At 70.1% G+C, this 26,058-nt stretch carries 29 protein-coding genes and 1 tRNA gene; 13 read left to right on the plus strand and 17 right to left on the minus strand.

Annotated elements, in window-relative coordinates; all coding sequences use genetic code 11:
- Positions 1–55 precede the first annotated feature (55 nt).
- A complete protein-coding gene (locus tag ABZ342_RS09880) occupies positions 56–592 on the minus strand; it encodes a hypothetical protein (RefSeq protein ID WP_155548320.1) in 537 nt (178 codons plus the stop codon).
- A gap of 97 nt (positions 593–689) precedes the next feature.
- On the opposite strand from ABZ342_RS09880, the gene ABZ342_RS09885 reads away from it, so the two are divergent.
- Positions 690–1,205, plus strand: a complete 516-nt coding sequence (locus ABZ342_RS09885) for a peptidylprolyl isomerase (RefSeq protein WP_155548321.1) — start codon at positions 690–692, stop codon at positions 1,203–1,205.
- Between the two features lie 32 nt (positions 1,206–1,237).
- A complete protein-coding gene (locus ABZ342_RS09890; RefSeq protein ID WP_360470873.1) occupies positions 1,238–2,200 on the plus strand; it encodes a rhomboid family intramembrane serine protease in 963 nt (320 codons plus the stop codon).
- Here ABZ342_RS09890 and ABZ342_RS09895 read toward each other — a convergent pair.
- Both ABZ342_RS09895 and crgA read right to left on the minus strand, forming a co-directional pair.
- Complete coding sequence (locus ABZ342_RS09895) at positions 2,197–2,616, minus strand: PH domain-containing protein (protein WP_360470876.1); 420 nt, start codon at positions 2,614–2,616, stop codon at positions 2,197–2,199. The two genes, ABZ342_RS09890 and ABZ342_RS09895, sit on opposite strands and share 4 nt — an antisense overlap.
- A gap of 70 nt (positions 2,617–2,686) precedes the next feature.
- Entirely contained in the window at positions 2,687–2,953 is a 267-nt protein-coding gene (gene crgA / locus ABZ342_RS09900) for a cell division protein CrgA (RefSeq protein WP_155548322.1), read from the minus strand.
- Between the two features lie 278 nt (positions 2,954–3,231).
- Between crgA and ABZ342_RS09905 the strand changes: the two genes are divergently transcribed.
- Genes ABZ342_RS09905 through ABZ342_RS09920 form a run of 4 tightly spaced genes read left to right on the plus strand, consistent with a single transcriptional unit; the run spans position 3,232 to position 5,505 of the window.
- Positions 3,232–4,203 (plus strand): class E sortase, encoded by a 972-nt coding sequence (locus tag ABZ342_RS09905; protein WP_155549397.1) that lies wholly within the window; start codon positions 3,232–3,234, stop codon positions 4,201–4,203.
- Positions 4,203–4,358, plus strand: a complete 156-nt coding sequence (locus ABZ342_RS09910) for a hypothetical protein (protein WP_086675995.1) — start codon at positions 4,203–4,205, stop codon at positions 4,356–4,358. The genes ABZ342_RS09905 and ABZ342_RS09910 overlap by 1 nt, the downstream gene beginning before the upstream one ends.
- A gap of 35 nt (positions 4,359–4,393) precedes the next feature.
- Entirely contained in the window at positions 4,394–4,519 is a 126-nt protein-coding gene (locus ABZ342_RS09915) for a hypothetical protein (RefSeq protein WP_360470879.1), read from the plus strand.
- Positions 4,516–5,505, plus strand: a complete 990-nt coding sequence (locus ABZ342_RS09920) for an LLM class flavin-dependent oxidoreductase (protein ID WP_360470882.1) — start codon at positions 4,516–4,518, stop codon at positions 5,503–5,505. The genes ABZ342_RS09915 and ABZ342_RS09920 overlap by 4 nt, the downstream gene beginning before the upstream one ends.
- On the opposite strand, the gene ABZ342_RS09925 is transcribed toward ABZ342_RS09920, so the two are convergent.
- From ABZ342_RS09925 to ABZ342_RS09935, 3 genes are all read right to left on the minus strand, one after another.
- Positions 5,474–5,866, minus strand: a complete 393-nt coding sequence (locus tag ABZ342_RS09925) for an SCO5389 family protein (RefSeq protein ID WP_323325327.1) — start codon at positions 5,864–5,866, stop codon at positions 5,474–5,476. The two genes, ABZ342_RS09920 and ABZ342_RS09925, sit on opposite strands and share 32 nt — an antisense overlap.
- 99 nt (positions 5,867–5,965) lie before the next feature.
- Positions 5,966–6,700 carry an ABC transporter permease gene (locus tag ABZ342_RS09930; protein ID WP_360470886.1) on the minus strand — a complete coding sequence of 245 codons (735 nt, stop codon included), beginning with the start codon at positions 6,698–6,700 and terminating at the stop codon, positions 5,966–5,968.
- The gene (locus tag ABZ342_RS09935) at positions 6,697–7,410 is read right to left on the minus strand and encodes an ABC transporter ATP-binding protein (protein ID WP_360470889.1); all 714 of its coding nucleotides are present in this window, start codon (positions 7,408–7,410) and stop codon (positions 6,697–6,699) included. The genes ABZ342_RS09930 and ABZ342_RS09935 overlap by 4 nt, the downstream gene beginning before the upstream one ends.
- Positions 7,411–7,579: 169 nt before the next feature.
- Between ABZ342_RS09935 and ABZ342_RS09940 the strand changes: the two genes are divergently transcribed.
- Positions 7,580–9,400 carry a histidine kinase gene (locus ABZ342_RS09940; protein WP_360470891.1) on the plus strand — a complete coding sequence of 607 codons (1,821 nt, stop codon included), beginning with the start codon at positions 7,580–7,582 and terminating at the stop codon, positions 9,398–9,400.
- Entirely contained in the window at positions 9,340–9,996 is a 657-nt protein-coding gene (locus ABZ342_RS09945; RefSeq protein WP_155548329.1) for a response regulator transcription factor, read from the plus strand. Before ABZ342_RS09940 ends, ABZ342_RS09945 begins: the two co-directional genes overlap by 61 nt.
- Here ABZ342_RS09945 and ABZ342_RS09950 read toward each other — a convergent pair.
- Positions 9,993–11,312: an FAD-dependent oxidoreductase gene (locus ABZ342_RS09950; protein WP_360470894.1), complete on the minus strand. Its 1,320-nt coding sequence runs from the start codon at positions 11,310–11,312 to the stop codon at positions 9,993–9,995. The genes ABZ342_RS09945 and ABZ342_RS09950 overlap by 4 nt on opposite strands.
- Positions 11,313–11,424: 112 nt before the next feature.
- On the opposite strand from ABZ342_RS09950, the gene ABZ342_RS09955 reads away from it, so the two are divergent.
- The 4 genes from ABZ342_RS09955 to ABZ342_RS09970 all read left to right on the plus strand — a co-directional run bounded on the left by ABZ342_RS09955 (position 11,425) and on the right by ABZ342_RS09970 (position 13,904).
- Complete coding sequence (locus ABZ342_RS09955; protein WP_360470897.1) at positions 11,425–12,069, plus strand: aminodeoxychorismate/anthranilate synthase component II; 645 nt, start codon at positions 11,425–11,427, stop codon at positions 12,067–12,069.
- Complete coding sequence (locus tag ABZ342_RS09960; protein WP_360470900.1) at positions 12,066–12,857, plus strand: ATP-binding cassette domain-containing protein; 792 nt, start codon at positions 12,066–12,068, stop codon at positions 12,855–12,857. Before ABZ342_RS09955 ends, ABZ342_RS09960 begins: the two co-directional genes overlap by 4 nt.
- Complete coding sequence (locus tag ABZ342_RS09965) at positions 12,845–13,486, plus strand: hypothetical protein (RefSeq protein WP_360470903.1); 642 nt, start codon at positions 12,845–12,847, stop codon at positions 13,484–13,486. The genes ABZ342_RS09960 and ABZ342_RS09965 overlap by 13 nt, the downstream gene beginning before the upstream one ends.
- 100 nt (positions 13,487–13,586) lie before the next feature.
- Positions 13,587–13,904 (plus strand): hypothetical protein, encoded by a 318-nt coding sequence (locus ABZ342_RS09970; protein WP_155548333.1) that lies wholly within the window; start codon positions 13,587–13,589, stop codon positions 13,902–13,904.
- A gap of 55 nt (positions 13,905–13,959) precedes the next feature.
- On the opposite strand, the gene pknB is transcribed toward ABZ342_RS09970, so the two are convergent.
- The 7 genes from pknB to ABZ342_RS10005 all read right to left on the minus strand — a co-directional run bounded on the left by pknB (position 13,960) and on the right by ABZ342_RS10005 (position 23,415).
- Entirely contained in the window at positions 13,960–15,921 is a 1,962-nt protein-coding gene (gene pknB, locus ABZ342_RS09975) for a Stk1 family PASTA domain-containing Ser/Thr kinase (RefSeq protein ID WP_360470905.1), read from the minus strand.
- Positions 15,918–17,264: a serine/threonine-protein kinase gene (locus tag ABZ342_RS09980; protein ID WP_155548335.1), complete on the minus strand. Its 1,347-nt coding sequence runs from the start codon at positions 17,262–17,264 to the stop codon at positions 15,918–15,920. The genes pknB and ABZ342_RS09980 overlap by 4 nt, the downstream gene beginning before the upstream one ends.
- Positions 17,265–17,267: 3 nt before the next feature.
- Complete coding sequence (locus ABZ342_RS09985; RefSeq protein ID WP_360470909.1) at positions 17,268–18,737, minus strand: penicillin-binding protein 2; 1,470 nt, start codon at positions 18,735–18,737, stop codon at positions 17,268–17,270.
- A complete protein-coding gene (locus ABZ342_RS09990; RefSeq protein ID WP_155548337.1) occupies positions 18,734–20,221 on the minus strand; it encodes an FtsW/RodA/SpoVE family cell cycle protein in 1,488 nt (495 codons plus the stop codon). The genes ABZ342_RS09985 and ABZ342_RS09990 overlap by 4 nt, the downstream gene beginning before the upstream one ends.
- On the minus strand, positions 20,221–21,618 hold the full coding sequence (locus tag ABZ342_RS09995) for a PP2C family serine/threonine-protein phosphatase (protein ID WP_360470912.1): 1,398 nt from the start codon (positions 21,616–21,618) through the stop codon (positions 20,221–20,223). The genes ABZ342_RS09990 and ABZ342_RS09995 overlap by 1 nt, the downstream gene beginning before the upstream one ends.
- Positions 21,615–22,076: an FHA domain-containing protein gene (locus ABZ342_RS10000; protein ID WP_155548339.1), complete on the minus strand. Its 462-nt coding sequence runs from the start codon at positions 22,074–22,076 to the stop codon at positions 21,615–21,617. The genes ABZ342_RS09995 and ABZ342_RS10000 overlap by 4 nt, the downstream gene beginning before the upstream one ends.
- Before the next feature lie 100 nt (positions 22,077–22,176).
- Positions 22,177–23,415 (minus strand): DUF3662 and FHA domain-containing protein, encoded by a 1,239-nt coding sequence (locus ABZ342_RS10005; protein ID WP_360470915.1) that lies wholly within the window; start codon positions 23,413–23,415, stop codon positions 22,177–22,179.
- A gap of 131 nt (positions 23,416–23,546) precedes the next feature.
- On the opposite strand from ABZ342_RS10005, the gene ABZ342_RS10010 reads away from it, so the two are divergent.
- Positions 23,547–23,629: transfer RNA gene (locus ABZ342_RS10010), tRNA-Leu, on the plus strand.
- 184 nt (positions 23,630–23,813) lie between these two features.
- Here ABZ342_RS10010 and ABZ342_RS10015 read toward each other — a convergent pair.
- The 3 genes from ABZ342_RS10015 to ABZ342_RS10025 form a co-directional block, all read right to left on the minus strand.
- On the minus strand, positions 23,814–24,554 hold the full coding sequence (locus ABZ342_RS10015; RefSeq protein ID WP_360470918.1) for a trypsin-like serine protease: 741 nt from the start codon (positions 24,552–24,554) through the stop codon (positions 23,814–23,816).
- Between the two features lie 116 nt (positions 24,555–24,670).
- Positions 24,671–25,423, minus strand: a complete 753-nt coding sequence (locus ABZ342_RS10020) for a trypsin-like serine protease (protein WP_360470921.1) — start codon at positions 25,421–25,423, stop codon at positions 24,671–24,673.
- Between the two features lie 145 nt (positions 25,424–25,568).
- Entirely contained in the window at positions 25,569–25,943 is a 375-nt protein-coding gene (locus ABZ342_RS10025; RefSeq protein WP_155548343.1) for an FKBP-type peptidyl-prolyl cis-trans isomerase, read from the minus strand.
- Positions 25,944–26,058 lie beyond the last annotated feature (115 nt).

Genomic DNA, 26,058 nt, shown 5'->3' on the forward strand with positions numbered 1-26,058 from the left:
AGGCACCACTGAAGAGGCCCCCGGGTGCACGCCCGGGGGCCTCTTCGTGTGCCGCTCAGTTCTTCTTCTCGGCGGGCGCCGGGGACGGCGCCTTGCCGTTCGCCTGCGGGCTCGGCTTCGCCGCTTCGGCGGGCTTCGGCGCGGGCGGGGTGGCCTTCGGCGGCGCGGGCGCGACCGGCGGCTCCTGCTTCGACCGGAGCACGTAGGCGGCACCGGCGCCGACCACGACCAGGCCGAGCAGCCACGGCCAGCGACGACGGCTGCGGGTGCCCTTGGCAGCAGCCTTCGCCTCGACCACGGCAGCGGCGAAGTCCTTCTTGGCGGACTTGAAGTCCTTCTTGCCGCGGCGCTTCGACTCGCCGGCCGCCTTCGCGGCCTTGATGGCGGCCTTCTTGGCCTTGCGACCCGGCTTGCGCAGCTCGGACAGGCGGGAGAGAGCCTCCTGGCGAGCGGCCTTCGAGCTCTTCTTGAGCTCCTTGCGGGTGAGCTCGGTCTTCTTCGCGAGCTGCTTCTGCGCGCGCCGGCCGTGCTTGACGCCCTCGGAGACGAGTTTGTCGGCGGTCTCGGCGGCCTGGGCTGTCGCCCGGGACATGGACTTCACCTCATCATTCGTTTTGACACTGCTCTGTTACCCGTAACCTATCGTGCCCCTTTTCGCCGCCGCCCGCTGCAGATGGCACGATGAACCTGTGAAAGCGACGCTGCACACCAACCAGGGTGACATCAACCTGAACCTCCTCCCCGACCACGCGCCGAAGACGGTCGCGAACTTCGTCGGGCTCGCGGAAGGCACCAAGGAGTACACCCAGCCGAACGCGGCGGGCACGAACTCCGGCCCCTTCTACGACGGTTCGATCTTCCACCGGGTCATCGACGGCTTCATGCTGCAGGGCGGCGACCCGACCGGCACGGGCCGCGGCGGTCCCGGCTACAAGTTCGGCGACGAGTTCCACCCGGAGCTGCAGTTCAGCAAGCCGTACCTGCTGGCCATGGCCAACGCGGGACCCGGCACGAACGGCTCGCAGTTCTTCATCACCGTCGCGCCGACGACCCACCTGAACTTCAAGCACACGATCTTCGGCGAGGTGGCCGACCAGGAGTCGCGCAACGTCGTCGACGCGATCGGCCGCACCTCGACCGGCCCGGCGGACCGTCCGCTGACCGACGTCGTCATCGAGAAGGTCACGATCGACCACGAGGGCTGAACCGGTCAGGTTTCGGTAGGTTGGTTCTCATCGTGAACCAACCGCCGAACCCCGCCGCGCAACCCCAGGCCGCCCTTCCCGGGTGCTGGTGGCACCCGAACCGCCCGACCGGGCTGAGCTGTTCCCGGTGCGGGCGTCCGGCGTGCCCGGATTGCCTCCGCGAAGCCCCCGTCGGCTTCCACTGCACCGACTGCGTCCACAGCGGCGCGCAGCAGCAGCGCCGCCAGCAACGCGGCTACCAGGAAGCCGGGTTCGGCCAGCGCACCGTCTTCGGTGCGCGGCTGTCCCAGTCGGTGCTCGTCACCCAGGCCATCCTCGCCGTGAACGTCCTGGTCTTCCTGATCACGGTCGTCCAGGCGGGCAGCCTCAACGACAACGAACTGTCATCGCTCTTCCAGTACGGCACCCTCTACGGCGACGCGACGCTCGGCCACAACGAGTGGTGGCGCGTCCTGACCAGCGGGTTCCTGCACTTCGGACCTATCCACATCGCGGTCAACATGTTCTCGCTGTGGATGATGGGCCGGTCGCTGGAGCAGGTCACCGGCCGCGGCCGGTACCTCGCGCTCTACTTCGTCTCCATGCTCGGCGCGTCGGCGGCGGTGCTGCTGTTCGGCGACCCCGCCGGGTTCCCGGGCACGGCCGGCGCGTCCGGCGCGCTGTTCGGCCTGATGGGCGCCTACGCGGTCACCGTGCTGAAGCTGCGCCTGAACCCCACCGGCCTGGTCATCACGCTCGCGCTGAACGCCTTCATCACCTTCGGCATCCCGGGCATCTCGATCTGGGCGCACGCCGGCGGCCTGGTGACGGGGGCGCTGCTCACCGTCGCGCTGCTCTACGCGCCGCAGGTCAACCAGGCGCGCTACCAAGCGATCGGCATCGCGATCATCGCCGTCGCGATCATCGGCCTGATCGTCTACAAGGGCTCGCAGTTCCCGCCCGAAACCTGCCAGTTCATCCAGTACCGGCAGGGCCCGTACTACACCTGCGGTTAGCCGCGCGCCCGCAGCGTGCTGAGCACGTCCAGGACGTCACGGGGGTCCTCGCCGAGGTCGAGCCACCCGAAGACGTACAGCTCGTCTTCGTGCTCGACCTCGAGCGTGACGCCGTCGCGGCCCAGCCGGCGGGTGGTGCGCAGCCGCGTGCGGGTCTGCGCCCAGGGCAGCCGGTGCGTGCCGCTCAGCGTCCTGGCCACCAAGCCCTCGGCGTCGGCGGCCAGCCGGGGCCGGACGAGCGTCGAGTGGGCGGCGAACGCGCCGGCGGCCAGCGTGGCCAGTGCGAACAGCACCAGGCCGCCGCGGTCGCCGGTCACCACGTCGGCCACGACACCGACCAGCAGCAGCGCGGTGACCGCCCAGGCCGATACCACAAGCGCCTGCCGCGGTGCCCACGAGGTGGGGTAGTTATCCACAGGGGTTATCCACACTGGGGATGAGTCACACCGGTGTAATTCGGCGTCAAGCCGCCATTCGGAGTAATAATCAGCGCCAGCGCATAGTCATGAGAAGACCGGCGATCATCAGCGCGAACCCGCCGGCGAAGTTCCAGTTGCCCAGGTCGGCCATCCACGAGATCTTGTCCCCGGCGATGTAGTTCACCAGCAGCCAGATCAGGCCCACGAGCATCAGCCCGAACATCGGGATCTTCCAGGCGAGACCGGTGGGACCGGCTGCCCGCACCTTCACCGGCGTGCGCCGGTCGGCAGGCGGGGTGTAAGCCGTCTTCTTGCGGACCTTGGACTTGGGCATCTGTTCCTCGCGGTGCTGTTCGGGCTGGTCGGTGGCGATGACCCGCTCGGGGTGCGCAACCAGCGCCACGTGCACACGTTAACGTAAACGACCGCAGGAAAGCAGCGGCCGGGAGTGGTTGGATTTCCCGTACCGTGACGTCGGGGTCACCAAGTGTCGGACGCGGCTTGAGAGGAGCTTGCGTGACTACGCGCGAAGGACCGGATGACGACCGGCGCAGACACCCCGGGCAACGGCCGGTTCCCCAGCGCCGTCCCGCCACGCCCCCACGCGGCCAGATGCCGCCCCGCCAGCCCCCCGGGCAGCCTCCGCGGCGCCCGCAGGGGCCGCCGCCCCGCCGCTACACCAGCCCCGCGCCGCCGCCGGGCTCGGCCGAGGAGACGGTCGTGTTCGCCCCGGTCGGCAAGGGTGGCACCGCGACCGCCGAGAAGCCGCCCCCCGCGCCGCTGGGCAAGGGTGGCGTCGCGATCCGGACCGCCGGCGAAGTCCTCATCACGCTGGGCCTGGTCGTGCTGCTGTTCATGGTCTACGAGCTGTACGTGACCGACCTGTTCTCGGCGGGCAAGCAGTCCGAGGCGAGCGACCAGCTCGACGGCGAGTGGGCGCACGACCGCACGCTGCACCCCGAGCTGATCGACGGCAAGGCGTTCGCCCGCATCCACATCCCGACGTTCGGCGTCGACTACAACTTCACGATCCAGGAGGGCACCGACGACGCCTCCCTGGAGGTCGGGCCCGGTCACTACAAGGGCACTTCGCTGCCCGGCGAGCCCGGCAACTTCGCCGTCGCCGGCCACCGCGTCGGCAAGGGCGCGCCGTTCAACGACCTGGACAACCTGTCGTCCTGTGACCAGATCGTGATCGAAACCTCGACCGACTTCTACATCTACAAGGTCCTGCCCTACGACGACGAGATCGAGAACTGGGCGGGCGGCAAGGGCGCCGACCCGAAGTGCAAGGGCGTCTCGACCCTGCGCGACCCCGGCGCCGAAGACGGCGGCGCGTACGACGAGACGTTCGGCCGCAAGGTCGTGCTGCCCAGCCAGGGCACCGCGGTGAACCCGGTCCCGTACAAGAGCGCCGAGACGCTGCCGAAGGCCCAGCAGGCCGCGCTGCTCACGCTCACCACGTGCCACCCCCAGTTCTCCGCCCAGCAACGGCTCATCATCACGTCGGTGCTGACCCAGCAGGTGCCGAAGAACCAGGTCAAGGACTACGGCGACCTGCTCTCGAAGATCGGGGAGGCCTGATGTACGCCTGGCTCTGGCGGAAGTTCCCCGGCCCGTTCGCGGTGAAGCTGACGATCGCGGTGGTCCTCGCCCTCGGCGTCGTGGCGCTGCTGATGTTCGTGGTGTTCCCGTGGCTGGAGCCGCGCCTGTGGTTCAACGAGGTCGCGGTCAACTGAGCCGGAACCCACCGGGAGCCGGGCTCGGACTCACCGTGCCGGAGGCCGTCGCGCTGGTCCGGCTGCGGCGGTCGCCGTGGGCGCTGCACAACGAGTTGTTCGTGCGGTACCTCGAGAGCGGGCTGCCGACCGCGCGCCTGCTGGTCGGGCTCGGGCCTTGAGGTTCGGGGCTTTCCTGGTCAGCGGCCGCTTCCCCGGGCAATCCGACGGCGACGTCCTCCGCCGGTCCGTCCGCGCCGCCGAGCTGGCCGAAGAGGCCGGCTTCGATGACGTCTGGTTCGCCGAACACCACTTCGTGCCGTACGGCGTGTGCCCGTCCGCCATCACGCTCGCCGCGCACGTGCTCGGCCGGACGTCGCGGATCGGGGTCGGGACCGCCGTCAGCGTCCTGTCGACCGCGCATCCCGTTGCCCTGGCCGAGCAGTGGGCGATGCTCGACGCCGTCTCCGGGGGGCGGCTGAGGCTCGGTGTCGGGCGTGGTGGGCCGTGGCAGGACCTCGAGGTCTTCGGTACCGGCCTGGACCGCTACGAGACCGGCTTCGAGGAAACCCTCGACGTCCTCCTGAACGCCACCACCGGGCGGGTGCACGCCCGGGGCCGCCACTTCGCCTTCCGCGAGGTGCCCGTCGTGCCCACTCCGGAACGGCGGCCGGACGTCGTCGTGGCTTGTGGCGGGCCCGCGTCGGACGCCGTGCGGCTGGCCGCCGAACGGAACCTGCCGATGCTGCTCGGCCTGCACGCCGACGACGAGGACAAAGCGAAAACCGTCAAGGCTTACGGGAAGCCCGCGGACCACGTCTCGACCGTGCTCTGCCAGGTGGGCGACGCCGACGTCGTGCGCCGGGCACTCCCGGCCTGGCTGAAGGATGGGCTCGGCGCGCACGTCACGCTCGACGGGCGGCCCGGGCCCGCGCGGGATCCGGGGGAGTACACCGAACGGCTCTGCGCGATCCACCCCGTCGGCGACACGGCCCACTGCGTCCGGACGCTGGAAACGAGCCTCCGGCGCACCGGCGTCTCCCACGTGCTGATGCTTGTGGAGGCGTCGGGCACGCCGGAGGGCACGTACGCGAACATCGCGCGGATCGGCACCGAGGTGCTGCCCGCGCTGCGGGCTAGCAGTCCCGCAGCTCCGGGCTCTGGTTGAGCAGCTGGCCGCGCGGCGAGACGAACGCGCGGTAGCGGTCGCCGTCCAGCTCGGAGTTCTTGAACACCGCGACCCGGTGGCAGTTCTGGAAGGCCAGCTTGACGCCGAAGTGGCGCTCGAGGCCGCCGCGGATCGCGTCCGAGGCCAGGGCTCGCAGCAGCTGGCCGCGGGCGGCTTCGCTCGGTGGCGGCGTCTCGTTGTCGGCGAAACCGTCCGCCGCGCCCTCGGCGTCGGCGATGACGCCGGTGATGACCTCCCAGGCGTACGGCAGGGATTCCTTGACGCACGTGACGAACTCGGCGTCGGAGACCTCCCCGCGCTCGGCCTTCTCCAGCAGCGCGGGTGACACGTCCAGGGACATCGAACCTCCAGTTTGAGCAGGGCCACTTCCCTGGCTACCGGCCGCGTGGCCCCGCCACAAGAGAAAACGATGATCATCACCAATATGGCGGAAGGCGGCTCACTCCCAGCGGAAGAGCTTCGCCGCCAACGCCGTTCCGATCACCGCGAAGCCGGCGAGCACGACCAGCTGCAGCGGCTGCACGCCGGCCCCGACCCAGGCGTCCTGCAGCGGCTGCGTGCCCGGCGGGACGTAGTCGCCGATCCGCCGCAGGACCTCCGGCAGCAGCGCCCGCGGCAGGTAGACGCCGCCGAAGAACATCGTCGGGATGAACGCGATCAGCGCGAACCCGCCCGCGGCCTTGGCCGTCCGGGCGACCGCCGCCGCCAGCAGGCCGAACGAAAACATCGAGACCGTGCCGAGCAGCAGCGTCACCAGGAACAGCAGCGGGTGCTTCGGCATCGGGACGTCGTAGGCCGCGTGCGCCACGCCCAGCGTCAGGCCGATGCCCGCCAGCGCGACGACGACGTGGATCAGCAGCTGCGCGCCCAGCAGGTTCGCCGGGTGCACCGGCGTCGTCGCCAGCCGGCGCAGCACGCCCTGCTCGCGGTAGGTGGCGACGGCGCCCGGGATCGACTGCAGCGCCAGCATCGCGAGACTGATGACGATCACCGACGGCACCCAGGCGTCGATGAACCGGAAGCCACCCGCCGCCGGGCTGGGCTCCGTCATCCCGGGGATGGCGCCCACCGCCAGCAGCACCGCGGCCGGCAGCAGGATGCCCGCGATGCCCATGAACGGCGTGCGGAGGAAGAGTTTCGCTTCGGTGGTGGTGATCTTGGCGAAGGTGGTCACCGGGTGCTCCTCGTGAGCGAGACGAACGCGTCGTCCAAAGTGGAGGCTCCGGCCGCGGCGCGGAGCTCGGTCGGGGTGCCGGTCGCGACCACGCGCCCGGCGTCGAAGATCGCGACGCGGTCGCAGAGCCGCTCGGCCTCGTCCATGAAGTGCGTGACCAGCAGGACGGTGACGCCGGCGGCGCGCACACCCTCGACCAGCCGCCACGTTTCGCGGCGGGCGTGCGGGTCGAGCCCGGTGGTCAGCTCGTCCAGGATGGCCAGCTCGGGGTTGCCCACCAGCGCGAGCGCGATCGACACCCGTTGCTTCTGGCCGCCGGAGAGCTTCCCGAAGCAGCTGCGCTGGTGGTCGCGCAGGTCGAGCCGGTCGAGCAGGACGTCGACGTCGGCCGGGTCCGGGTAGAAGGCCGCGAACAGCTCCAGCGCCTCCCGCACCCGCAGCTTCGCGGGCAGCCGGCTCTCCTGCAGCTGGACGCCGACCCGGCGGGTCAGCGCGGCGCGGTCGGCCGCGGGGTCGAGGCCGAGCACGGAGATCGTTCCGCCGTCGGCCTGGCGGAGGCCCTGCAGGCATTCGACCGTGGTGGTCTTCCCGGCGCCGTTCGTGCCGAGGATGCCGAAGATTTCGCCGCGCTCGACGGTGAAGGAAACGCCGTCGACCGCGACCCGGGAGCCGTAGCTCTTGCGGAGATCGGTGACTTCGATGAGGGGCATGGTGACCAAGCTACGAAGGTTCGGCGCCGCGCAGAATGACGCTGAATCCCCAGCTCAAGTAGGGTTTTGCTGACGCCGGGGTGGGGCTGGGCCCACCCCCTTCGTGGGGCTCAGGGCACTGCGCGGGAGCGGGCGGTTCGGCGAAGATCGCGGGGGAAGGAGGTGCCGGATGACGTACTTGCGTGCGCTGGGCCGGGCCTGCGCGCTGGCCGCGTTCGCCTTCCTCAGCTGGTTCGACGTGCTGGTCGAGCTGATCGCGTTCGCGCTGCTGTGCGTCGGGCTGGTCTTCTTCCTCGGCCCGGCGGTCGAATGGACGCGGCACCGGTCGGCGACCGCGCGGACACTGGCCGCGCACTGGTGCGACGTCGAGATCGCGGCGCCGTACCAGCCCGAGCCGCCGGAACCGGCGCGGGAACGCGACGGCTGGTACCGCGACGGCAACACGCTCTACAAGCGGGCGTTCTGGGTCCGCTGGCAGCACCGGCTCACGTGGGCGCTCGAGGACCCGGCGGCGGGGCGCGAGTTCACGTGGCAGCTGCTGAACCCGCTGTGCACGCTGGCGCTGCCGGTCGCCGTGCTGCTCGGTGGACCGGCGGTGCTGCGCGGCTACGGCCGGTGGACGCGCTGGTGGATCGGCGCCCGCCCGCCCGCGAAACCGCACCGCGCCTGGCTGCACCAGCACCTCGAATCGCTGGGGCACCAGTGCGGCATCCTCGCGCTTTCCCTGGTGCAGCTGGTCTTCTCGGTGTGGCAGCTGATCGTCATCGCCGGCGTCCTGCCGCTGGCGACGCCCGTCGTGCTGTGGGGCCGGACCATCACGGACACCCTGCGCCGCGAGGCCGGAAACTGGACCGGCGTGCGGATCGGAAAGCCGTACCTGCCGCCGCCCGGCCTGCCGGTGCCCCGCCCGGACGGCCTCTACCAGGTCGGCAAGCAGCTGTACGAGGAGCCGTTCTGGCCGGTCCAGCACGCGCGGCGGCGGTGGGTCCTCGGCGACCGCGCCACCTGGCGCGACTTCATCGGGAGCGGCCTGATCCCGCTGGTGTCGCTGGCGCTGACCCTGCCGGTGGTGGCGCTGCTCGGCTGGGGGGCCTTCGGCCTGCTGACGCTGTGGGTGTGGCGGCCGTTCGTGACGTCACCGGTCCGGTGGTTCCCGCTGCCCGAGGTGTCGACGCACCTCGGCGCGGCCGCGCAGACGCCGCTCGCGCTGGTGCTGCTCGCCCTCGGCCTGGCCCCGACGACGTGGCTGGCCCGGCAGCAGGCCCGGTTCGCGCGGGTCTGGCTGGGGCCGACCGAGGCGTCCCGGCTCGCCCACCGCGTCGAACGGCTGAAGCAGACGCGCACGGACGTAACGGTCACGCAGGCGGCGGAGCTGCGGCGGATCGAACGCGACCTGCACGACGGGATCCAGTCGCGGCTGGTGGCGATGGGGATGAAGCTCGGCGCGGTCGAGGCGCTGGTGGACACCGACCCGGCGGCGGCGAAGCGGCTCGCGGCCGAGCTGCGCGCGTCGTCGTCGGAGGCGCTCACCGAGCTGCGGGTGCTGATCCGCGGCATCCACCCGCCGGTGCTGTCCGAGCGCGGGCTCCTGGACGCCGTGCGCGCGCTGGCCATGGACAGCCCGCTGAAGGCGCAGGTCACGGGCTCGCTGCCGGGGCGCATCGAGGAGCCGGTGGAGGCGTGTACGTACTTCGCGGTGTCGGAGCTGCTGGGCAACGCGGCGAAGCACGGCGCGGGACGCGTGACGATCGACGTCGGGTTCGCCGACGACGAGCTGACGGTCGTGGTGACCGACGACGGCCCGGGCGGCGCTGTTCCGGCCCGCGGTTCGGGACTGCGCGGAATCGAGCGCCGGCTCGGCGGCTTCGACGGTAGGTTGACCCTGACCAGCCCGATCGGCGGGCCGACCAGGGCGACCGTGGAGATCCCGTGCCAGATCGACCCCGCACCGTTGTCGCCGAAGACCAGTACCTCCTCCGAGACGGCTTGACGCATCTCTTGGCAGCACACGGCTTCGACGTCGTCGCGGCGGTCGGCAGTGGTCCGGAACTGGCGGCGGCCCTGCGGACGCACAAACCCGATGTGTCCATTGTGGACGTCCGAATGCCCCCGACGAACACGGACGAAGGCCTGCAGGTGTCGCTGGCGGCCCGCCGGGAGTTCCCGGGGCTGCCGATCCTGGTGCTGTCCCAGCACGTCGAGCAGCTGTACGCCCGCGAGCTGCTGGCCGACGGCACGGGCGCGATCGGCTACCTGCTGAAGGACCGGGTGTTCAATGCCGACCAGTTCATCGACGCCGTCCGCCGCGTGGCCGCCGGCGGCACGGTGATGGACCCCGAGGTGATCGCGAAACTGGTGGCGGGCAACGCTTCCGACCCACTGGCGGCGTTGACGCCCCGGGAGCGCGAGGTGCTGGAGCTGATGGCGGAGGGCTGTTCGAACGCGGCGATCGCCGGACGGCTGCACTTCAGCGAAGGCGCGGTCGGCAAGCACACGGCCAACATCTTCCAGAAGCTCGGCATCTCGGCCTCGGACGACACGAACCGCCGCGTGCTCGCCGTGCTGGCGTACCTCGGTGCCGGTTAGCCGCGCGAAACCCGCGTCATCTCTTCGCGCTCGACGACCTTGATCCGCTCGCGGCCGGCCGCCAGGCCGAGCGACTTCTCGTGCGCGTCGAGCTTGCCCCAGCCTTCCCAGGTCGTGAACGGGATTCCGCGGGCCGCCAGGAAGTCGAGGATCGCGTCCGGGGACGCGTACTTCGGGGCGGAGAGGGTGTCCGCGTCCGACAGCAGGCTCGCGATCGTCTCCGCCGCGTCGCCCTTCGTGTGGCCGATGAGGCCGACCGGGCCGCGCTTGATCCAGCCGGTCACGTACACGCCCGGGAGCTGGTTCTCGTCCAGGTCCAGCACGCGGCCCGCCTGGTTCGGCACGACGCCGGCCGCGTGGTCGAACGGCAGTTCCGGCAGGTGCGACGACAGGTACCCGACCGCGCGGTACACCGCCTGGACGTCCCAGTCGTGGAACTCGCCGGTGCCGCGCACGGTCCCGTCGCCGGTCAGCTCGGTGCGCTCGGTCCGCAGGCCCACGACCCGGCCGTCCTCGCCGAGCACCTCCGACGGCGAGTGGAAGAAGTGCAGGTGCAGCCGCCGCTGCCGGGTGCCCGGCTCGCGGATCGCCCACTCCTGCAACGTCTTCACGACCATGTCGATCTGCTTCGACGCCCGCAGCGCCGCGATGCTGCCGTCGTCGAACTCGATGTCCTCCGGGGCCACGATGACCTCGACGTTCGGCGAGTGGTCCAGCTCGCGCAGCTCCAGCGGCGTGAACTTCGCCTGCGCCGGGCCGCGGCGGCCGAAGACGTGCACGTCGGTGATCGGGCTGGTGCGCAGTCCCTGGTAGACGTTCTCCGGGATGTCCGTGGTCAGCAGCTCGTCGGCCGTCTTCGCCAGGATCCGGGCGACGTCCAGCGCGACGTTGCCGACGCCGAGGACCGCGACCGAAGACGCGGTCAGCGGCCAGGTGCGCGGCACGTCCGGGTGGCCGTCGTACCAGGACACGAAGTCCGCGGCGCCGTGGCTGCCGTCCAGGTCGATGCCCGGGATGTCGAGCTCGCGGTCGGCGGACGCGCCGGTCGAGAAGATCACCGCGTCGTAGAACTCGCGCAGCTCGTCGAGCTTGATGTCGGTGCCGTAGTCGATGTTGCCCAGCAGGCGGATGTTCGGCTTGTCGAGCACCTTGTGCAGCGCCGTCACGATGCCCTTGATGCGCGGGTGGTCGGGCGCGACGCCGTAGCGGATCAGCCCGAACGGCGCGGGCATGCGTTCGAACAGGTCGATCGTGACGTCGGCGTCGGACTTGTCCAGGATGTCGGCGGCGTAGATGCCGGCAGGACCAGCGCCCACCACGGCTACACGAAGAGTTCGGCTCACACCCTCCACGGTAAGTTAGGGTCACCTAACTAGAAATGTGATTTACCGTACGGTCCACTGGTTGGGAGCCGGTAGGCTCGGCGGCATGCGCGTTCTCGTCGTCGACAACTACGACAGCTTCGTCTACAACCTGGTCCAATACCTGGCCCAGCTCGGCGCCGACTGCACGGTCTGGCGCAACGACGTCGTGGACCTCGACCGCGTGCCCGAATTCGACGCCGTGCTCGTCTCGCCCGGCCCGGGCACACCTGAACGCGCTGGTCAGAGCATGGACGTCATCCGCAAGTGCGCCGAGACCCGCACCCCGATGCTCGGGGTCTGCCTCGGCCACCAGGCGCTCGGCGTCGTCTACGGCGCGACCGTCGACCGCGCGCCCGAGCTGCTCCACGGCAAGACGAGCCAGGTCCGCCACATCGGCGTCGGCGTCCTGAAGGACCTGCCCGAGGAGTTCACGGCCACCCGGTACCACTCCTTGACCGTGGTGCCCGACACCATCCCGGCCGACGTCTTCGAGGTGACCGGCCGCACGGAGTCCGGCATCGTGATGGGCATGCGCCACCGCGAGCTGCCGCTGGAAGGCGTCCAGTTCCACCCCGAGTCGGTGCTCACCGAGGGCGGTCACCGGATGCTGGCCAACTGGATGGCCGCGGCGGGCCACCCCGTCGACCCGGCCCGCGTCGACGAGCTCGAGCGGGCGACCAAGGCGCTCCAGAAGGCCGCTGTTGCGTGATCCGGCTCGAGGGAGTCGGCAAGCGTTACGGGCGCGGTGACTTCGTCCTCCATGACGTCGACCTGAGCATCGAGCCCGGGCACGTCGTCGGCGTCCTCGGCAGCAACGGTTCCGGCAAGTCGACGCTGCTGCGGATCATGGCCGGCGTCTCGCACGCGACCACCGGCGTGGTGACGGGAAGCCCGCGGATCGGCTACCTGCCGGACCGCTTCCCGGCCGGCCAGCACATGGGCGCGCGGGCGTACCTGCGGCACATGGCGCGCATCCGCGGGCTCGCCGACCTCTCGGTGATCGACCCGCTGCTCGAGCGGCTCGCGCTGGTCGGCGGCCCGACCGCGCCGCTGCGCACGCTGTCCAAGGGCAACGCGCAGAAGGTCGGGCTCGCGCAGGCCGTGATGGTGCGGCCGGACCTGCTGATCCTCGACGAGCCGTGGTCCGGGCTCGACGTCGGGACGCACGCCATCCTCGGCGAGGTCGTCGCCGAGACGCGGGCGCGCGGCGCGAGCGTCGTGTTCACCGACCACCGGCCGCAGGTGGTGCACGACCACGCCGACGTCGTCCACCTCATGAACGAGGGCCGGCTCACGGCGGAGAGCGCCGAGCCGACGACGCGGATCGTGCTGCGCGGCCACGGGACCGAATGGGCGGACGAGCCCGGCGTGCGCCACGCGGTCGTCGAGGGTGCGCACCTCGTGCTGACGGTCGAGGTCGCGTCGGTGGACGCCGTGCTGCTGCGGGCGTTGAAGGACGGCTGGTCGGTGCGGGAGGTGGCGCCGTGCTCGCCCTGACCCGCTATTACCTGGCCCTGCTCGGCCATTCCCAGCGGTACCTGCCGGCGCTGCTGGCCTACCTCGCGCTGTGCGTGATCCTCTACGCCGACCCGCACTCGCCACCGTTGCCGCTGTTCGGCGTGAGCGCCGGCGGGCTGCTCGTCGTCGCGTGCTGGCTGACGATCGCGCTGCTCGACATCGAGGACCCGGTGCAGCGGCTGGTCACGTTGAGCCACGCGCGGCAGTGGCGGCGGATGATCACCGGCGCGATCTTCACCGTGCTGATCTTTTCGGTGGTCCTCACCGTGATCACCGAGGCGTGGTCGGCGCTCAAGTCGCTGAAGGTCCAGCCGTCGGCGCTGGGCATCGGGCTGCTCGCGCACCTCGCGTGCGCGCTGCTGGGCATCGCGATCGCGCTGCCGTGCTCGCGGCTGCTCGTGCAGCGGGTCGGCTGGACGGTGCTCGCCGCCGTGGTCACGCTGATCGTCGTGCTGCTGGCGAAGATCCCGCTGGTCCACCCGCTGCTGCACGCCCTGACCGACGAGGAACCGGTCGCCGGTCCGCTCGTCCTGGCGGTGGTGACGTCGGTGGTGGTGCTGGCCGCGAGCTTCCTCGGCGTTTCGAAGCTCGTGCAGCGGCGTTCCTGAGTGCAATTTGCCATCTTCAATTTCCGGGCCAGGGTTCCGGCGGGTGCTCGAACACGACTAAGGTTCGGGTTCTCTCCGAATCTGGGCGAAGGGAGACCGGGTGACGGCTGGGATCGTCGCGATCACCGGGCCGGACTCCGACGGTGAGCTCCGGGACCTCGCCGCCTGGCTCCGCGGGGAAGACGAGCTACGCGGCCGTGTCCAGCTGTTCGACGCCGTCGTGGTCGGCGTGACCAGCAACTCCGCCGGCGTCTTCTGCCGGTCGCTGTTCGCCTGGCTGCGGCGCCGCCGCGAAGCCCCCGTCTCCCTGAAGGTCAAGCGCTCCGGCGCGGCCGAGGAACTGGAGCTCGACTGCGGTCCCGCGAGCGACGCGGAGCAGGTTCTCGGCGCCGTCCGGGGATTTCTCGACAAAGCCTGAAAGACGAAGAAGGCCCGCACGGCGAACCGTGCGGGCCTTCTTCGTGTGCCTCGGATCAGGGGCTGCCGGTGGGAGACGTCGGGAACAGCGGGCCGTTCGAAACCCCGACCGTCACGTTCTGGTCCTTGTCGATCTGCGTACCCGGCGAGGGGCTCTGCTTGGTGATCGTGCCCTCGGGCTTGGTGCTGGTCCGGTCGGACTGCTGCTTCAGGGTTTGGGTCCAGCCCATGCTTTCCAGCTTCGCCTGCGCGTCGTCGACCGTCATGCCGATCAGGCTCGGCATCTCGATCTTGTTGTCCGGCTGGCCCGACGACACGGTCAGCGTGATCTGGCTGCCGACCGGCACCGAACCACCGACCGGGATCTGCTGGATGACCTGGTCCTTCGGCTGGTCGGACTGCTGGTCCACCCGCTTCACGGTGAACCCGAGACCGGTGAGCGTGGAGTTGGCGTCGTTGAAGGACTTGCCGATCACGCTCGGGACCTGCTTCTGCTGCTTGCCCTTGCCGACCGAGATGGACACGCTCGAGCCCTGCTGGACATCGCTGTCCGCCTGGGGGGTCTGGCTGACGACCTTGTTCACGTCGTTCGGGTCGTCGACGTTGACTTCCTGCACCGACGGGCTCAGCGTCAGGCCGGCTTCCTTCAGCTTCGCTTCGGCCTCGTCATGGGTAAGTCCCTTGAGCTCCGGCACCTTCGTCGTGCCCGGCTTCTGGCCGATCGTGAGCGTGATCTGCGCCGCCGTGGCGACCGGCGTGCCCACGCCGGGGGCGATGTCGATGACCTGGTTGATCTGGTCGGCGGTGCAGGGCACGTTGCCGTTCGCGTCCGGGATCCCGCAGGGCACCAACTTGTTCGGCGCGAAGTTGTTGAGGCCCTTCTCGCGCAGGGTGTTCTTGGCCGCCACTTCCGACTGCCCCTTGACGTCCGGGATCGCCACCGTGGTGGCTTCCTCGCCGCCGCCCTTGAAGGAACCCGACAGCCACATGATCAGCAGCACCGCGCCCAGGACGAACACCGCGGCCAGCACACCGAGGATCGTCCGGCGACGGCGCTTGGCCTTCGGGTCTTCGTCGTCCGGGGCGTCGTACTCCTCGTAGCGCTGCGGCTGCCGCCGGTCGGAGTTCATCACCTGCGTGCGCTCGTCCTCGGACATCACCATCGGCGCCGCGGGGCGCTGACCCGAGAGCGTGCGCACCAGGTCCGAGCGCATCTCCGCCGCCGACTGGTAGCGGTTCGCCGGGCCCTTGGCCAGTGCCTTCAGCACGACCGCGTCCAGCTCGGGCGCCACCGCCGGGTTCACCGACGACGGCGGGCTCGGGTCTTCCCGGACGTGCTGGTAGGCGACCGCGACCGGGGAGTCCCCGGTGAACGGCGGCTCGCCGGTGATGAGCTCGTACAACACGCACCCGGCGGCGTAGACGTCGGAACGGGCGTCGACCGACTCACCGCGGGCCTGCTCCGGCGACAGGTACTGCGCCGTGCCGATCACCGCGGCGGTCTGGGTCATGGCGGACTGGCCGTCGTGCATCGCGCGCGCGATGCCGAAGTCCATCACCTTGACCGCGCCGTTCTTCGTGATCATCACGTTGGCCGGCTTGACGTCGCGGTGCACGATGCCGTGGCGGTGCGAGAAGTCGAGCGCCGCGCAGACGTCGGCCATGACCTCCATGGCCCGCTTCTGCGACATCGGGCCCTCGGTCTTGACGATGTCGCGCAGCGTCCGGCCTTCGACGTACTCCATGACGATGTACGGCAGCGGGCCGAACTCGGCGTTCGCCTCACCCGTGTCGTAGACCGCGACGATCGCCGGGTGGTTCAGCGCGGCGGCGTTCTGCGCCTCACGGCGGAAACGCTCCAGGAACTGCGGATCCCTGGCGAGGTCGGCACGGAGGATCTTGATCGCGACTTCGCGGCCCAGTCGCACGTCGTGGCCGTGATGGACCTCGGACATGCCTCCGTAGCCGAGCGTTTCGCCCAGCTCGTACCGGTTGGAGAGCAGTCTGGGTGTGCTCATCTCTGGGTGCCGTTCCATTCCGTCCAAGGTGCGGTCATGATGCCTTGCTGGCCATCGTCGGTCGTTCCGGAAGTGTCCGCCGGGTAAGCGCTCGAAGCGGGCGGCGCCTCCGCGGGCGGCTGTCTGCCCGGGACCACCTGGCTCGACGTCTGGCCGGTGTGCGGTGGCGAGCCCGAGCTGCCGATCATCTTGGCCACCAGGACGATGCCCGCCACCAGGACAACGAGCAGGATGGCGGCGAGGAGCGCCCACCAGCCCCACTGGGTCTTCTTCCGGGGCACCGGCACCATTGCCGGACGCATGACGGGCCGTGACGGCGGGCCGATGGCGACCATCGGGTTCACCGCCGGCGACGGCGGACCGACCGGCATGTGCTGCTGCTGCGGCGGAACCGGCTGGGAAATCGGCTGCTGCGGTTGCTGGACCGGCTGTTGCTGCTGCGGCGGTTGCTGCACCGGCTGCTGGCCGGTCGCGTACGCGGCGTTGACCAGCCCGGACGGCGTCGGCAGCGGCAGCCCGGCGCGGACCGCGGCGACGGCGGCCGCGAACTCGCCGCCGTTGTTGTAGCGCTGCCGCGGGTCCTTGACCAGTGTCGCCTCGATCACCGCGCGCGCGGCGGGCGGGACGTCCGGCGGCAGCGGCGGCGCGATGTCGCGGATGTGCATCATCGCGACCGTCACAGCGTTTTCGGACAGGAACGGCCGGTGCCCGGCGAGGCATTCGTAGCCGCACACCGCCAGCGAGTAGACGTCGGACGCCGGCTCGGCCGGGTGCCCGAGCGCCTGCTCCGGCGCGATGTAGTGCGCGGTGCCCATGACCATGCCGGAGCGGGTGACCGGGGCGGCGTCGGCGGCCTTGGCGACGCCGAAGTCGGTGATCTTTACCTGGCCCGCCGACGTCACCAGGATGTTGCCCGGCTTGACGTCGCGGTGGACGAGGCCCTGCTCGTGCGCGGCCTGCAGCGCGTTGCCCGCCTGCTCGAGCATGTCGAGCGTGAACTCCGCCGACAGCCGCCCGTGCTTGGCCAGCAACCCGGCCAGCGGGTCGCCATCGACGAGCTCCATCACCAGGTACGCGATCGAGAGGTCACCGTCGAAGATGGTCTCGCCGTAGTCGTGCACCGCGGCGATGCCGGGGTGGTTCAGGGACGCCGTCATCCGCGCTTCGGTGCGGAAGCGGTGGAGGAACTCGGCGTCGCCGGAGAGTTCGGCCTTGAGGATCTTGACGGCCACGGTCCGGTCCAGCCGGGTGTCGCTGGCCTGCCAGACCTCGCCCATCCCGCCGACGGCGATCCGGCTCGTCAGCTTGTAGCGGTCGGCCAGGAGCTGACCGGAGGACAGCATGCGCTATCCACCCCCGAGCTTCGCGTTGATGGCCGCGCGGCCGATTTCCGAGGCGACCTTGCCGCCCGTCGCGGCCAGTCCGCGGTCGCCGCCGTTCTCGACGATCACGGCGACCGCGATCTGCGGGTCGTTCGCCGGGGCGAAGGCGGTGTACCACGCGTGCGGGGCGGTGTTCTTCGAGTCCGTGCCGTGCTCGGCGGTGCCGGTCTTGGACGCGATCTGGATGTCCGGGCGCTTGCCGCCGCCCCCGGTGAAGCCCTCGGAAGCGATCATCATGTCCTTGAGGATCGCGGCGTTCGACGACGAGAGTGCCGCCGTGCCGGTGAGCTCGGTGGGACTGTAGTCCTCGATGGTCGACAGGTCCGGCGCGAGTACCGACTGCACCAGCTGCGGCTTCATCGCCATCCCGCCGTTGGCCACGGTGGCCGCGAGCAGGCAGTCCTGCAGCGGGGTCAGCCGGACGTCGCGCTGGCCGATGCCGCTCTGGTAGAGCGCGCCCTGTGAGTCGAGCGGGCCGACCGTCGACGCGGCGACCTTCATCGGCACGGTCAGGTCGGTCTGCCCGATGCCGAAGTTCGCCGCCGTCTTCTTCAGCTTGTCCGCGCCGAGCTGGCCGGCGAACTCCGCGAACGGGACGTTGCAGGAGTGCGCGAGAGCGTCCTTGAACGTGTTGCCCGGGCAGGCCGCGCCCGCGTAGTTCTCCAGCGTCACGCTCGTGCCGGGCAGCTTCGTGTTCGGCGCCGGGTTGACCGGGGTGTCCGGGCCCTTGCCGTCTTCGAGCACGGCCGCCGCGGTGACGAGCTTCATCGTCGAACCCGGCGGGTAGGTCTCCGAGATCGCCCGGTTCAGCATCGGGTTGTCCGGGTCCTTGACGTAGGAGTTCCAGGCGTCGGTCTGCGCCTTCGACGTGTGCGAAGCCAGCTTGTTCGGGTCGTACGACGGTGTCGAGACCATCGCCAGGATCCGGCCGGTCTTGGGCTCCATCGCGACGACGGCGCCGGTGTAGCCCTTCTGCGTCATCAGGTCGTAGGCGGCTTTCTGCACGGCCGGGTCGATGGTCAGCCGGACGTTGCCGCCGCTGGGGTCGCGGCCGGTGACCATGTCCGACAGCCGGCGCACGAACAGCCGCGGGTCCGAACCGTTCAGCACGTCGTCCTCGGAGCGCTCGAGGCCGCCGGAGCCGTAGTTGATCGAGTAGTAGCCGGTGACCGGTGCGTACATCGGGCCGTCGACGTAGGACCGGGTGTACTTGTACTTGTCGTTCGACGGGTCGACCTTCGCCAGCACCTCGCCGTTCGCCTGCGACACGATCTGGCCGCGGCGGCGGGCGAACTCGTCGTAGAGCACGCGTGCGTTGCGGGAGTCGGTGCGGTAGTCGTCGGCCTTCACGACCTGGATGTAGGTGGCGTTGGCCAGCAACAGGACGACCATGACGAGCATCGCCATGCCGACCTTGCGCAGTGGGGTGTTCATGCCTGCTGGCCCCCGTCTGCCGGCGGTCGCTGGACGAGCACAGTGTGCGCCTCGGCGATCGGCGCCTGCGGCTGGGCCTGTGGCTTCGGACGGGAAGCGGGCCGCCGGGCGGCATCGGAGACCCGGAGCAGCAGCGCGACGAGGATGTAGTTCGCCAGCAGCGACGAACCACCCTTCGACAGGAAGGGAGCGGTGATACCGGTCTCCGGGATGAGTTTCGTGACCCCGCCGACGACGACGAAGATCTGCATGACCATGGTGAACGCCAGCCCGCCGCCGAGCAGCTTGCCGAACGTGTCCCGCACCGCGAGCGCGCTCCGCATGCCGCGCATCGCGACCAGCAGGTACAGCATCAGGACGGCGGCGAGGCCGATGAAGCCGAGCTCTTCGCCGATCGCGGCGGTGATGAAGTCGGTGTTGGCCTCCGGGACCATGTCCGGGCGGCCGGCGCCGAGCCCGGTGCCGCCGATGCCGCCGGTGCCGAGCCCGAACAGGCCCTGCGCGATCTGGTAGCCGCCGCCGAGCTTGTCGTAGGTGGCCAGCGGGTCCAGCCAGTTGGCGACGCGCTGCTGGACGTGCGTGAAGAGGTTGTAGGCGATCAGGCAGCCACCGACGAAGAAGCTGAGGCCGAGGACGACCCAGATGATCCGCTCGGTCGCGACGTACAGCATCATCAGGATGACGCTGAAGAACAGCAGCGACGTGCCGAGGTCCTTCTCGAACACCAGGATGCCGATGCAGGCGACCGCGGCGATGAGGATCGGGCCCAGGTCACGGGCGCGCGGCAGCTCGACGCCGAGGAACTTCTTGCCCGCCACCATGAACAGGTCGCGCTTCGACACCAGGAACGAGGCGAAGAAGATCATCAGCAGGATCTTCGCGAACTCGCCCGGCTGGATCGAGAACCCGGGCAGCTTCAGCCAGACCTTGGCGCCGTTGACCTCCGACAGGCTCGACGGCAGCAGCGCCGGCAGGGCCAGCGCCACGATCCCGACCAGGCCAGCGGTGTAGCCGTAGCGGGTCAGCGTGCGGTGGTCGGTCACGAAGACCAGCACGGCGACGAAGAACGCCAGCGAGATGACCGTGAACAGCACCTGCGCGGTGACGGCGGGGGTGTAGTCCTTGCCGTTCTGCGCGGCCCGTTCCGCCAGCGCCAGGTCGATCCGGTGGATCATCACCAGGCCGATGCCGTTCAGCAGCGCGACGCAGGGGAGCAGCACCGGATCCGCGTACGGCGCCCACTTGCGCACCGCCAGGTGCGCCGCGGCGAAGATCGCGAGGTAAGCGAGGCCCAGCCAGACGATCGACCAGGTGAGCTGCTGCTCCTGGTTCGCCTCGACCAGCACCAACGCGATGGTGACGATGAACGCGGCGAACCCCAGCAGCACCAGCTCGGTGTTGCGGCGGGTCGGGACGTCGCGCGGTGGGTTCGTCTGGAACTGCGCGGCGAGCGGCTCGGCGGCGCGCGCGGCGGGCTGGCTCATCAGTTACCGCCTCCCGTCGTCGGTGCCGTCGAACTCGGCGTCGAGCAGTCCCTCCCCGCTGGCTGGTTCGCCGACGACGGAGCAGTCGAGCCGGCCGGTGCCGACGGGGTGGACGTCGGCGTGACCGTGGGGGTCGGCGTCGAGGACGGCTGACCGCCCGCCGGCGCGCAGTTGTTCAGGCGCTTGTGGAGCTGCAGGAAGTCGTCGATGTACTTCCGCGCGTCGTCGAGGCTGTCCTTCTTGACGCCGTTCTGCACCGCCAGCCGCGCGTCTTCCTGGAGCTGGTCGATGCGCAGCTTGTCCGTGCACACCTGGTTGGGCGGGCACGAGCCCTGCTCGTAGGTGTGCAGGTCGATGCCGAGGATGCTGCCCGGAACGCCGCGGTAGATCACGACCTCCTGGTCCGCACCTTCGCCGACATAGTACTGACTCAGGACGAAGTACCGGGTCGCGATGGCGGCCGCGGCGAGCACGATGAGGACCACCAGCGCACCGGCGAGCCAGCGGAACCGCTTCCGGCGCTTGGCCTTCGGATCCACGCTCGGCTGCGGCAGCTCGGGCCGCGGCTGCGGCGACGGCTGCGTCAGCGCCCTGGCCCGGGCCGCGGGCGAATCGCCCTGGTGCAGCTCGTCGCTGCCGTCCCCGGCGGCGCCGCCCACGATGGGCGCGTCCTCGCCGAAGTCGACGTCGACGACGTCGGCGATGATCACCGTGACGTTGTCGGTGCCGCCGCCCTTGAGCGCCAGCTCGATCATCCGGTCCGCGCACTGCTGCGGGTCCGGGATCTGCACGGCTTCGGTCAGCGTCTCGTCGCTGACCATGCCGGACAGGCCGTCCGAGCAGATCAGGTACCGGTCGCCGGAGCGGGCTTCGCGCACGGTCAAGCTCGGCTCGACCTCGTGCCCGGTGAGCGCCTTCAGCAGCAGCGACCGCTGAGGGTGCACCGCCGCCTCTTCGGGCGTGATCCGGCCTTGTTCGAGCAGTTCGTTGACGAAGCTGTCGTCGCGCGTGATCTGCGCGAACTGACCACCTCGCAACAGGTAGGCGCGCGAGTCGCCGACGTGGACCAGGCCCAGCCGGGTCCCGGCGAACAGGACGGCGGTGAGCGTGGTGCCCATGCCGTCCAGGTCGGGGTCCTGCGAGACGAGCTCGGCGATGGCGGCATTGCCGTTCGCCACCGCCTCTCGCAGCTGGGCGAGCAGGTCGTCGCGGGGTTCGTCGTCGTCGAGGGGGGCGAGCGAGGCGATGACGACCTTGCTGGCCACCTCACCCGCCGCATGGCCACCCATACCGTCGGCGAGCGCGAGCAGGCGAGGGCCGGCGTACACGGAGTCCTGGTTGCTCGAACGCACCAGGCCCCGGTCGCTGCGGGCTGCGTAGCGGAGGACGAGAGTCATGGGCGAAGCTCGATCACCGTCTTGCCGATCCGGATGGGGACTCCGAGCGGGACCCGGAGGGGTGCAGTGACCTTAGCCCGGTCGAGATACGTCCCGTTCGTCGAGCCCAGATCTTCCACGTACCAGTCCTCACCGCGTTGGGCGATCCGGGCGTGCCGGGTCGACGCGTAGTCGTCGTCGAGCACCAACGTGGAGTCGTCGGCACGGCCGATGAGGATCGGCCGCCCGTCGAGCGCGATGCGGGTTCCGGCCAGCGCGCCGTGGGTCACCAGCAGCTGCTGCGGCGACTTGCTGTTGCGCGGCTTCTTCTCTTTCTTGCGTCCGAAGGTCGGCACCTGGACGCGCATACCCGAAGCCGCGTAGAGGTCCGAGCGGACGACTCTGAGCGCGGCGAGCACGAAGAGCCAGAGCAGCACGAGGAAGCCCACCCTGGTGAGTTGTACGACCAGCTCTGGCACTTGGTGTGTCCGCTCCCGACTCGTCCGTGCAGCCGCGACGCGGGTACGCCGCGGTCCCCCCGCACGTCAATTCTGCGGGAACAGTATTCCGTGCCCCCAGTCAGCCCTGCGTACGGAACACGAGTGAGGAGTGCCCCACCCGGATGACGTCGCCGTCCGCGAGCTGCCAGGTCTGGACCGGAGTGCCGTTCACGGTCGTTCCGTTGGTCGAGCCGATGTCGGCGAGCGTCGCGCTCTGGCCGTCCCAGGTGATCTCCAGGTGCCGGCGCGAGACGCCGGTGTCCGGGAGGCGGAAGTCGGCGTCCTGGCCGCGACCCACGACGTTCCCGCCCTGCTTGAGCGAGTACGTCCGGTTCGAGCCGTCGTCGAGCTGCAGGCTCGCCGCGAGCTGCCGGCCGGGCGCGGGCGGGGCGTAGCCACCCTGCTGCTGGCCGTACGGGTCGCCGGCGGGCTGGCCGTACGCCTGCTGCTGGCCGTACTGGTCGTAGCCGCCCTGCTGCTGGCCGCCGTACTGGTCGTACCCGGGCTGCTGCTGGCCGGCGTACTGGTCGTACCCGCCCTGCTGGTAGCCGCCCTGGTCGTAGCCACCTTGCTGGGGCTGGGCGTAGCCGCCCTGGTCGTAGCCACCGCCCTGGGGCTGGGCGTAGCCGCCCTGTTCGTAGCCGCCCTGCTGGGGCTGGGCGTAACCACCCTGGTCGTAACCACCCTGCTGCTGGGCGTAACCCTGGTCGTAGGCCCCACCCTGCTGCGGCTGGCCGTACTGGTCGTAGCCGCCCTGCTGCTGCTGGCCATAACCCTGGTCGTACCCGGGCTGCTGGCCACCCTGCTGTCCGTAGCCGTATTGGCCCTGCTGGCCGTACGGGTCACCCTGGTCGTATTGGCCGTAGCCGGGGGGCTGGCTCATTGCTGGGTCTCCTGCGTTGCTGGGTCGTGCCGACCGCGGTGAACCGGCGCCTGAGGGGCGGGCGTCGGGATCGACGGACGAACGGGTCTTGAACTGTCCAGTATGCAGCGCCTCGTTGCGCTCGAGTGATACGACGACGTCACCATAGGTGTCCAGGCCCTCGGCGGCGAGGTGTTCCGCCACCGCCTTGGCCAGCACCTGGGTGACCCGTTGCTCGTCACCGGCCATGCGCTCGTGGTCAGCTGCCCCCAGGGACACGATGTAGTGATTGGGGGCGAGCTGTCGACCGCCTGCCAGCTCACGAACGTTCTCCTCACTCTCCCGTTCCAGGGCGATCGCCACTTCCTGCGTGACGACGTTGCCACCGAACATGCGCGCGAAAGTGTTCCCCACCAGGTTCTCGAGGCGTCTGTCAAAACGCTCGACGCGGCTCACCGGGGAAAACCTCCTCACACGTGTGCTTCCGCTATCGATCCTATCCGGGTGAGCCCGCCTCGACACGGCCCCCGGTGAAACCCGTTCAAACGACCTGCTAGTCTTCTCTTCGCTGTCAGAGAGAAGCACTCGGGCGAGTGGCGGAATGGCAGACGCGCACGGTTCAGGTCCGTGTGTCCGAAAGGACGTGAGGGTTCAACTCCCTCCTCGCCCACGCTGTTCAAGGCCCCGGTCGCTAGCGCGACCGGGGCCTTTCCCGTTGTCCTTGTTTCTCCCGGGGGCCGAGCCCCCGGACCCCCACGGTGCCTCGTCTCACCTTCCAGCGTGGTCGGGTCTGGTGGGGAATATCACCCGTTTGGCTCTGCGTGGTGTTCGCTCACGGCGGAGTTCGGGGTGTATCAGGACGTTGTTTTGGTGATCCAGGGTGCCAGGATGTCGGCTCGGCTCGTTGTTTCGACGCCCGCGTGGGGGCAGCCCGGGCCGGTCGCCTCCAGCGCGACCAGTTCGGTTCCGGTGAAGTACGGGGCTCCCGAGTCGTACGTGCAAGCGCTCGTGGTGATCTCCGGGGCCGCGCCGCGGACGCCCAGGGTGGTCGGGTCCACCTTCGCCACCGCCACCGTGCCCTGCTGCATGCGGGCTGCCGGCTTGGGGTTCGTGCCCGTCAGGCTGCCCCAGCCCGCCAGGGTCAGCTGCTGCCCGACCGTCGGGACGGCGTGGTTCACCGTCAGGGGCTGGACCGTGGTCACCGGGGTGTCGAGCTTGATCAGGGCCACGTCGCTCTCTTTGGCCTGGACCACCTCGGTCACCTTGCGGGCCACCCCGGATTCCGTGGCTTCGTCGACCAGGCCCAGCGTCGCCGTCGTGGGGTACGGGGTCTTGCCGGAGACGCGGTTGCGGTTCGCGTCGTGGAAGCAGTGGCCGGTCGTCAGGATCCAGGCCGGGGCGATCAGGGCGCCCGTGCAGTAGCTGCCGTACGTCGAGCCGTCGGGGCGCGGGATCTTCGTCATCGCGAGCTTCGCGACGAACCCGAACCGGCCCGGCGGGACGTCCGAGCCGTGGGCGACCCCTGGCGCGGCCAAGGCGGCAGGGGTGGCGGTGATGGTCAGGACAACAGCGGCGAGCAGAGCGCGCAGGCGCATCTTTCCCCTTCGTCGAGTCGGTGATCGACGTTCGACGTTAGGGCCGCCGCCGGGCCCGGGGAATTCCCTGGCCGGGCGTCACCCGACAGCGCGGCCGGGTGACGCCCGAACGGAGGTCAGCCGACGTGCGAAGCGATCCAGTCCGCGACGACGTCCACCCGGGAAGTGGTTTCGAGCTGGTTGTGCGGGCAGTCCGGCCCGGTCGACTCGACGGACACCAGCTGCCCGCCGGACCCGCCCGCGACGAAGTACGGCGCACCCGAGTCGTACACGCAGGCACTGGTGGTCGTCGTCGGGGCGACACCCCGCACGCCGAGCGTCGAGGCGGCGACCTGCCCGACCGTGACGGTGCCCTGCTGCAGCTTCGTCGACGGCGTCGGATTGGTCGCGGTGAGACTGCCCCAGCCGGCAAGCGTCAGCGACTGGCCCACCGACGGCGTGACCCGGTTGACCGTCAGCGGCGTGATGCCGGTGACGTCCGCGTCGAGCGTCGCGATCGCGATGTCGTTGGCACTCGCCTGGTACACCGTGACGACGTTGCGCGTCACGCCCGGCGTGCTCTGGTCGACCGTGCCGAGCAGCACCGAAGTCGGGTACGGCACCGGCCCGGAGACGCGGTTGCGGTTGGCGTCGTGGAAGCAGTGGCCCGCGGTGATGATCCACTTCGCGGCGATCAGCGCACCGGAGCACGCGCTGTTGTACTTCGTGCCGTCGGGCTTCGGGATGTTCGTCATCGTCAGCTTCGCGGCGAACTGGAACGTCCCGGCCGGGACGTCGGAGCCGTTGGCCACGGCCGAAGCCGGTCCCGCGGTGGCGAGACCGGCGGCCAGCGTCAAAAGGGCAGCAGAGAACACAGCGCGGACGCGCATCGGTGGATCCCCCTTGTCCTGCACCGGCGGTCGAAGGCCGGTGATCACTTTCGAGGGTAGCCGCGGTCCACGAGCCGGAAAGGCGCTGCTTGGAGCAAAAAACCGGCCCCAGCGCGTGCGCCGAGACCGGTTTGCCGGGTATGCGTCAGTTAACGCCGACCAGGTCGACGACGAAGATGAGGGTCTCGCCCGGCTTGATGACGCCGCCCGCGCCGCGGTCGCCGTAGCCCAGGTGGGGCGGGATGACGAGCTTGCGGCGGCCGCCGATCTTCATGCCCGCGACGCCCTGGTCCCAGCCGGAGATGACCTGGCCGGCGCCGAGGCCGAAGCGCAGCGGCTCGCCGCGGTTCCAGGACGCGTCGAACTCTTCGCCCGTCGAGTGCGAGACGCCGACGTAGTGCACGGTGACGGCCTTGCCGGGCGTGGCCTCCGCGCCGTCACCGACCGTGATGTCGGTGATCTCGAGGTCGGCCGGAGGGTTGCCCTCGGGGCGGTCGATCTGGGGCTTTTCCAAGGTCATGGCACTCACCGTACCCACGCGCGCGAGGCTGCGCCGAACGGACTACGTCCAAGGGCTGAAAAACGCGAAAAGTCTTCACACTTGTCCTACTGGTGGGTAGCGTGCGCTTCGTCAC

Source organism: Amycolatopsis sp. NPDC005961 (assembly GCF_040629235.1).
Taxonomy (GTDB): Bacteria; Actinomycetota; Actinomycetes; order Mycobacteriales; family Pseudonocardiaceae; genus Amycolatopsis; species Amycolatopsis camponoti.

Excerpts from the sequence above, each read along its gene's own strand:
- ABZ342_RS09880 (WP_155548320.1), bottom strand. The coding sequence starts at position 592 with ATGTCCCGGGCGACAGCCCAGGCCGCCGAGACCGCCGACAAACTCGTC.
- ABZ342_RS09995 (WP_360470912.1), bottom strand. The coding sequence starts at position 21,618 with ATGACTCTCGTCCTCCGCTACGCAGCCCGCAGCGACCGGGGCCTGGTG.
- ABZ342_RS10015 (WP_360470918.1), bottom strand. The coding sequence starts at position 24,554 with ATGCGCCTGCGCGCTCTGCTCGCCGCTGTTGTCCTGACCATCACCGCC.
- ABZ342_RS09935 (WP_360470889.1), bottom strand. The coding sequence starts at position 7,410 with ATGCCCCTCATCGAAGTCACCGATCTCCGCAAGAGCTACGGCTCCCGG.
- ABZ342_RS09910 (WP_086675995.1), top strand. The coding sequence starts at position 4,203 with ATGTACGCCTGGCTCTGGCGGAAGTTCCCCGGCCCGTTCGCGGTGAAG.
- ABZ342_RS09980 (WP_155548335.1), bottom strand. The coding sequence starts at position 17,264 with ATGCTGTCCTCCGGTCAGCTCCTGGCCGACCGCTACAAGCTGACGAGC.
- ABZ342_RS10025 (WP_155548343.1), bottom strand. The coding sequence starts at position 25,943 with ATGACCTTGGAAAAGCCCCAGATCGACCGCCCCGAGGGCAACCCTCCG.
- ABZ342_RS09985 (WP_360470909.1), bottom strand. The coding sequence starts at position 18,737 with ATGAACACCCCACTGCGCAAGGTCGGCATGGCGATGCTCGTCATGGTC.
- ABZ342_RS09940 (WP_360470891.1), top strand. The coding sequence starts at position 7,580 with ATGACGTACTTGCGTGCGCTGGGCCGGGCCTGCGCGCTGGCCGCGTTC.
- ABZ342_RS10020 (WP_360470921.1), bottom strand. The coding sequence starts at position 25,423 with ATGCGCGTCCGCGCTGTGTTCTCTGCTGCCCTTTTGACGCTGGCCGCC.
- ABZ342_RS09955 (WP_360470897.1), top strand. The coding sequence starts at position 11,425 with ATGCGCGTTCTCGTCGTCGACAACTACGACAGCTTCGTCTACAACCTG.
- ABZ342_RS09990 (WP_155548337.1), bottom strand. The coding sequence starts at position 20,221 with ATGAGCCAGCCCGCCGCGCGCGCCGCCGAGCCGCTCGCCGCGCAGTTC.
- pknB (WP_360470905.1), bottom strand. The coding sequence starts at position 15,921 with ATGAGCACACCCAGACTGCTCTCCAACCGGTACGAGCTGGGCGAAACG.
- crgA (WP_155548322.1), bottom strand. The coding sequence starts at position 2,953 with ATGCCCAAGTCCAAGGTCCGCAAGAAGACGGCTTACACCCCGCCTGCC.
- ABZ342_RS09905 (WP_155549397.1), top strand. The coding sequence starts at position 3,232 with ATGCCGCCCCGCCAGCCCCCCGGGCAGCCTCCGCGGCGCCCGCAGGGG.
- ABZ342_RS09925 (WP_323325327.1), bottom strand. The coding sequence starts at position 5,866 with ATGTCCCTGGACGTGTCACCCGCGCTGCTGGAGAAGGCCGAGCGCGGG.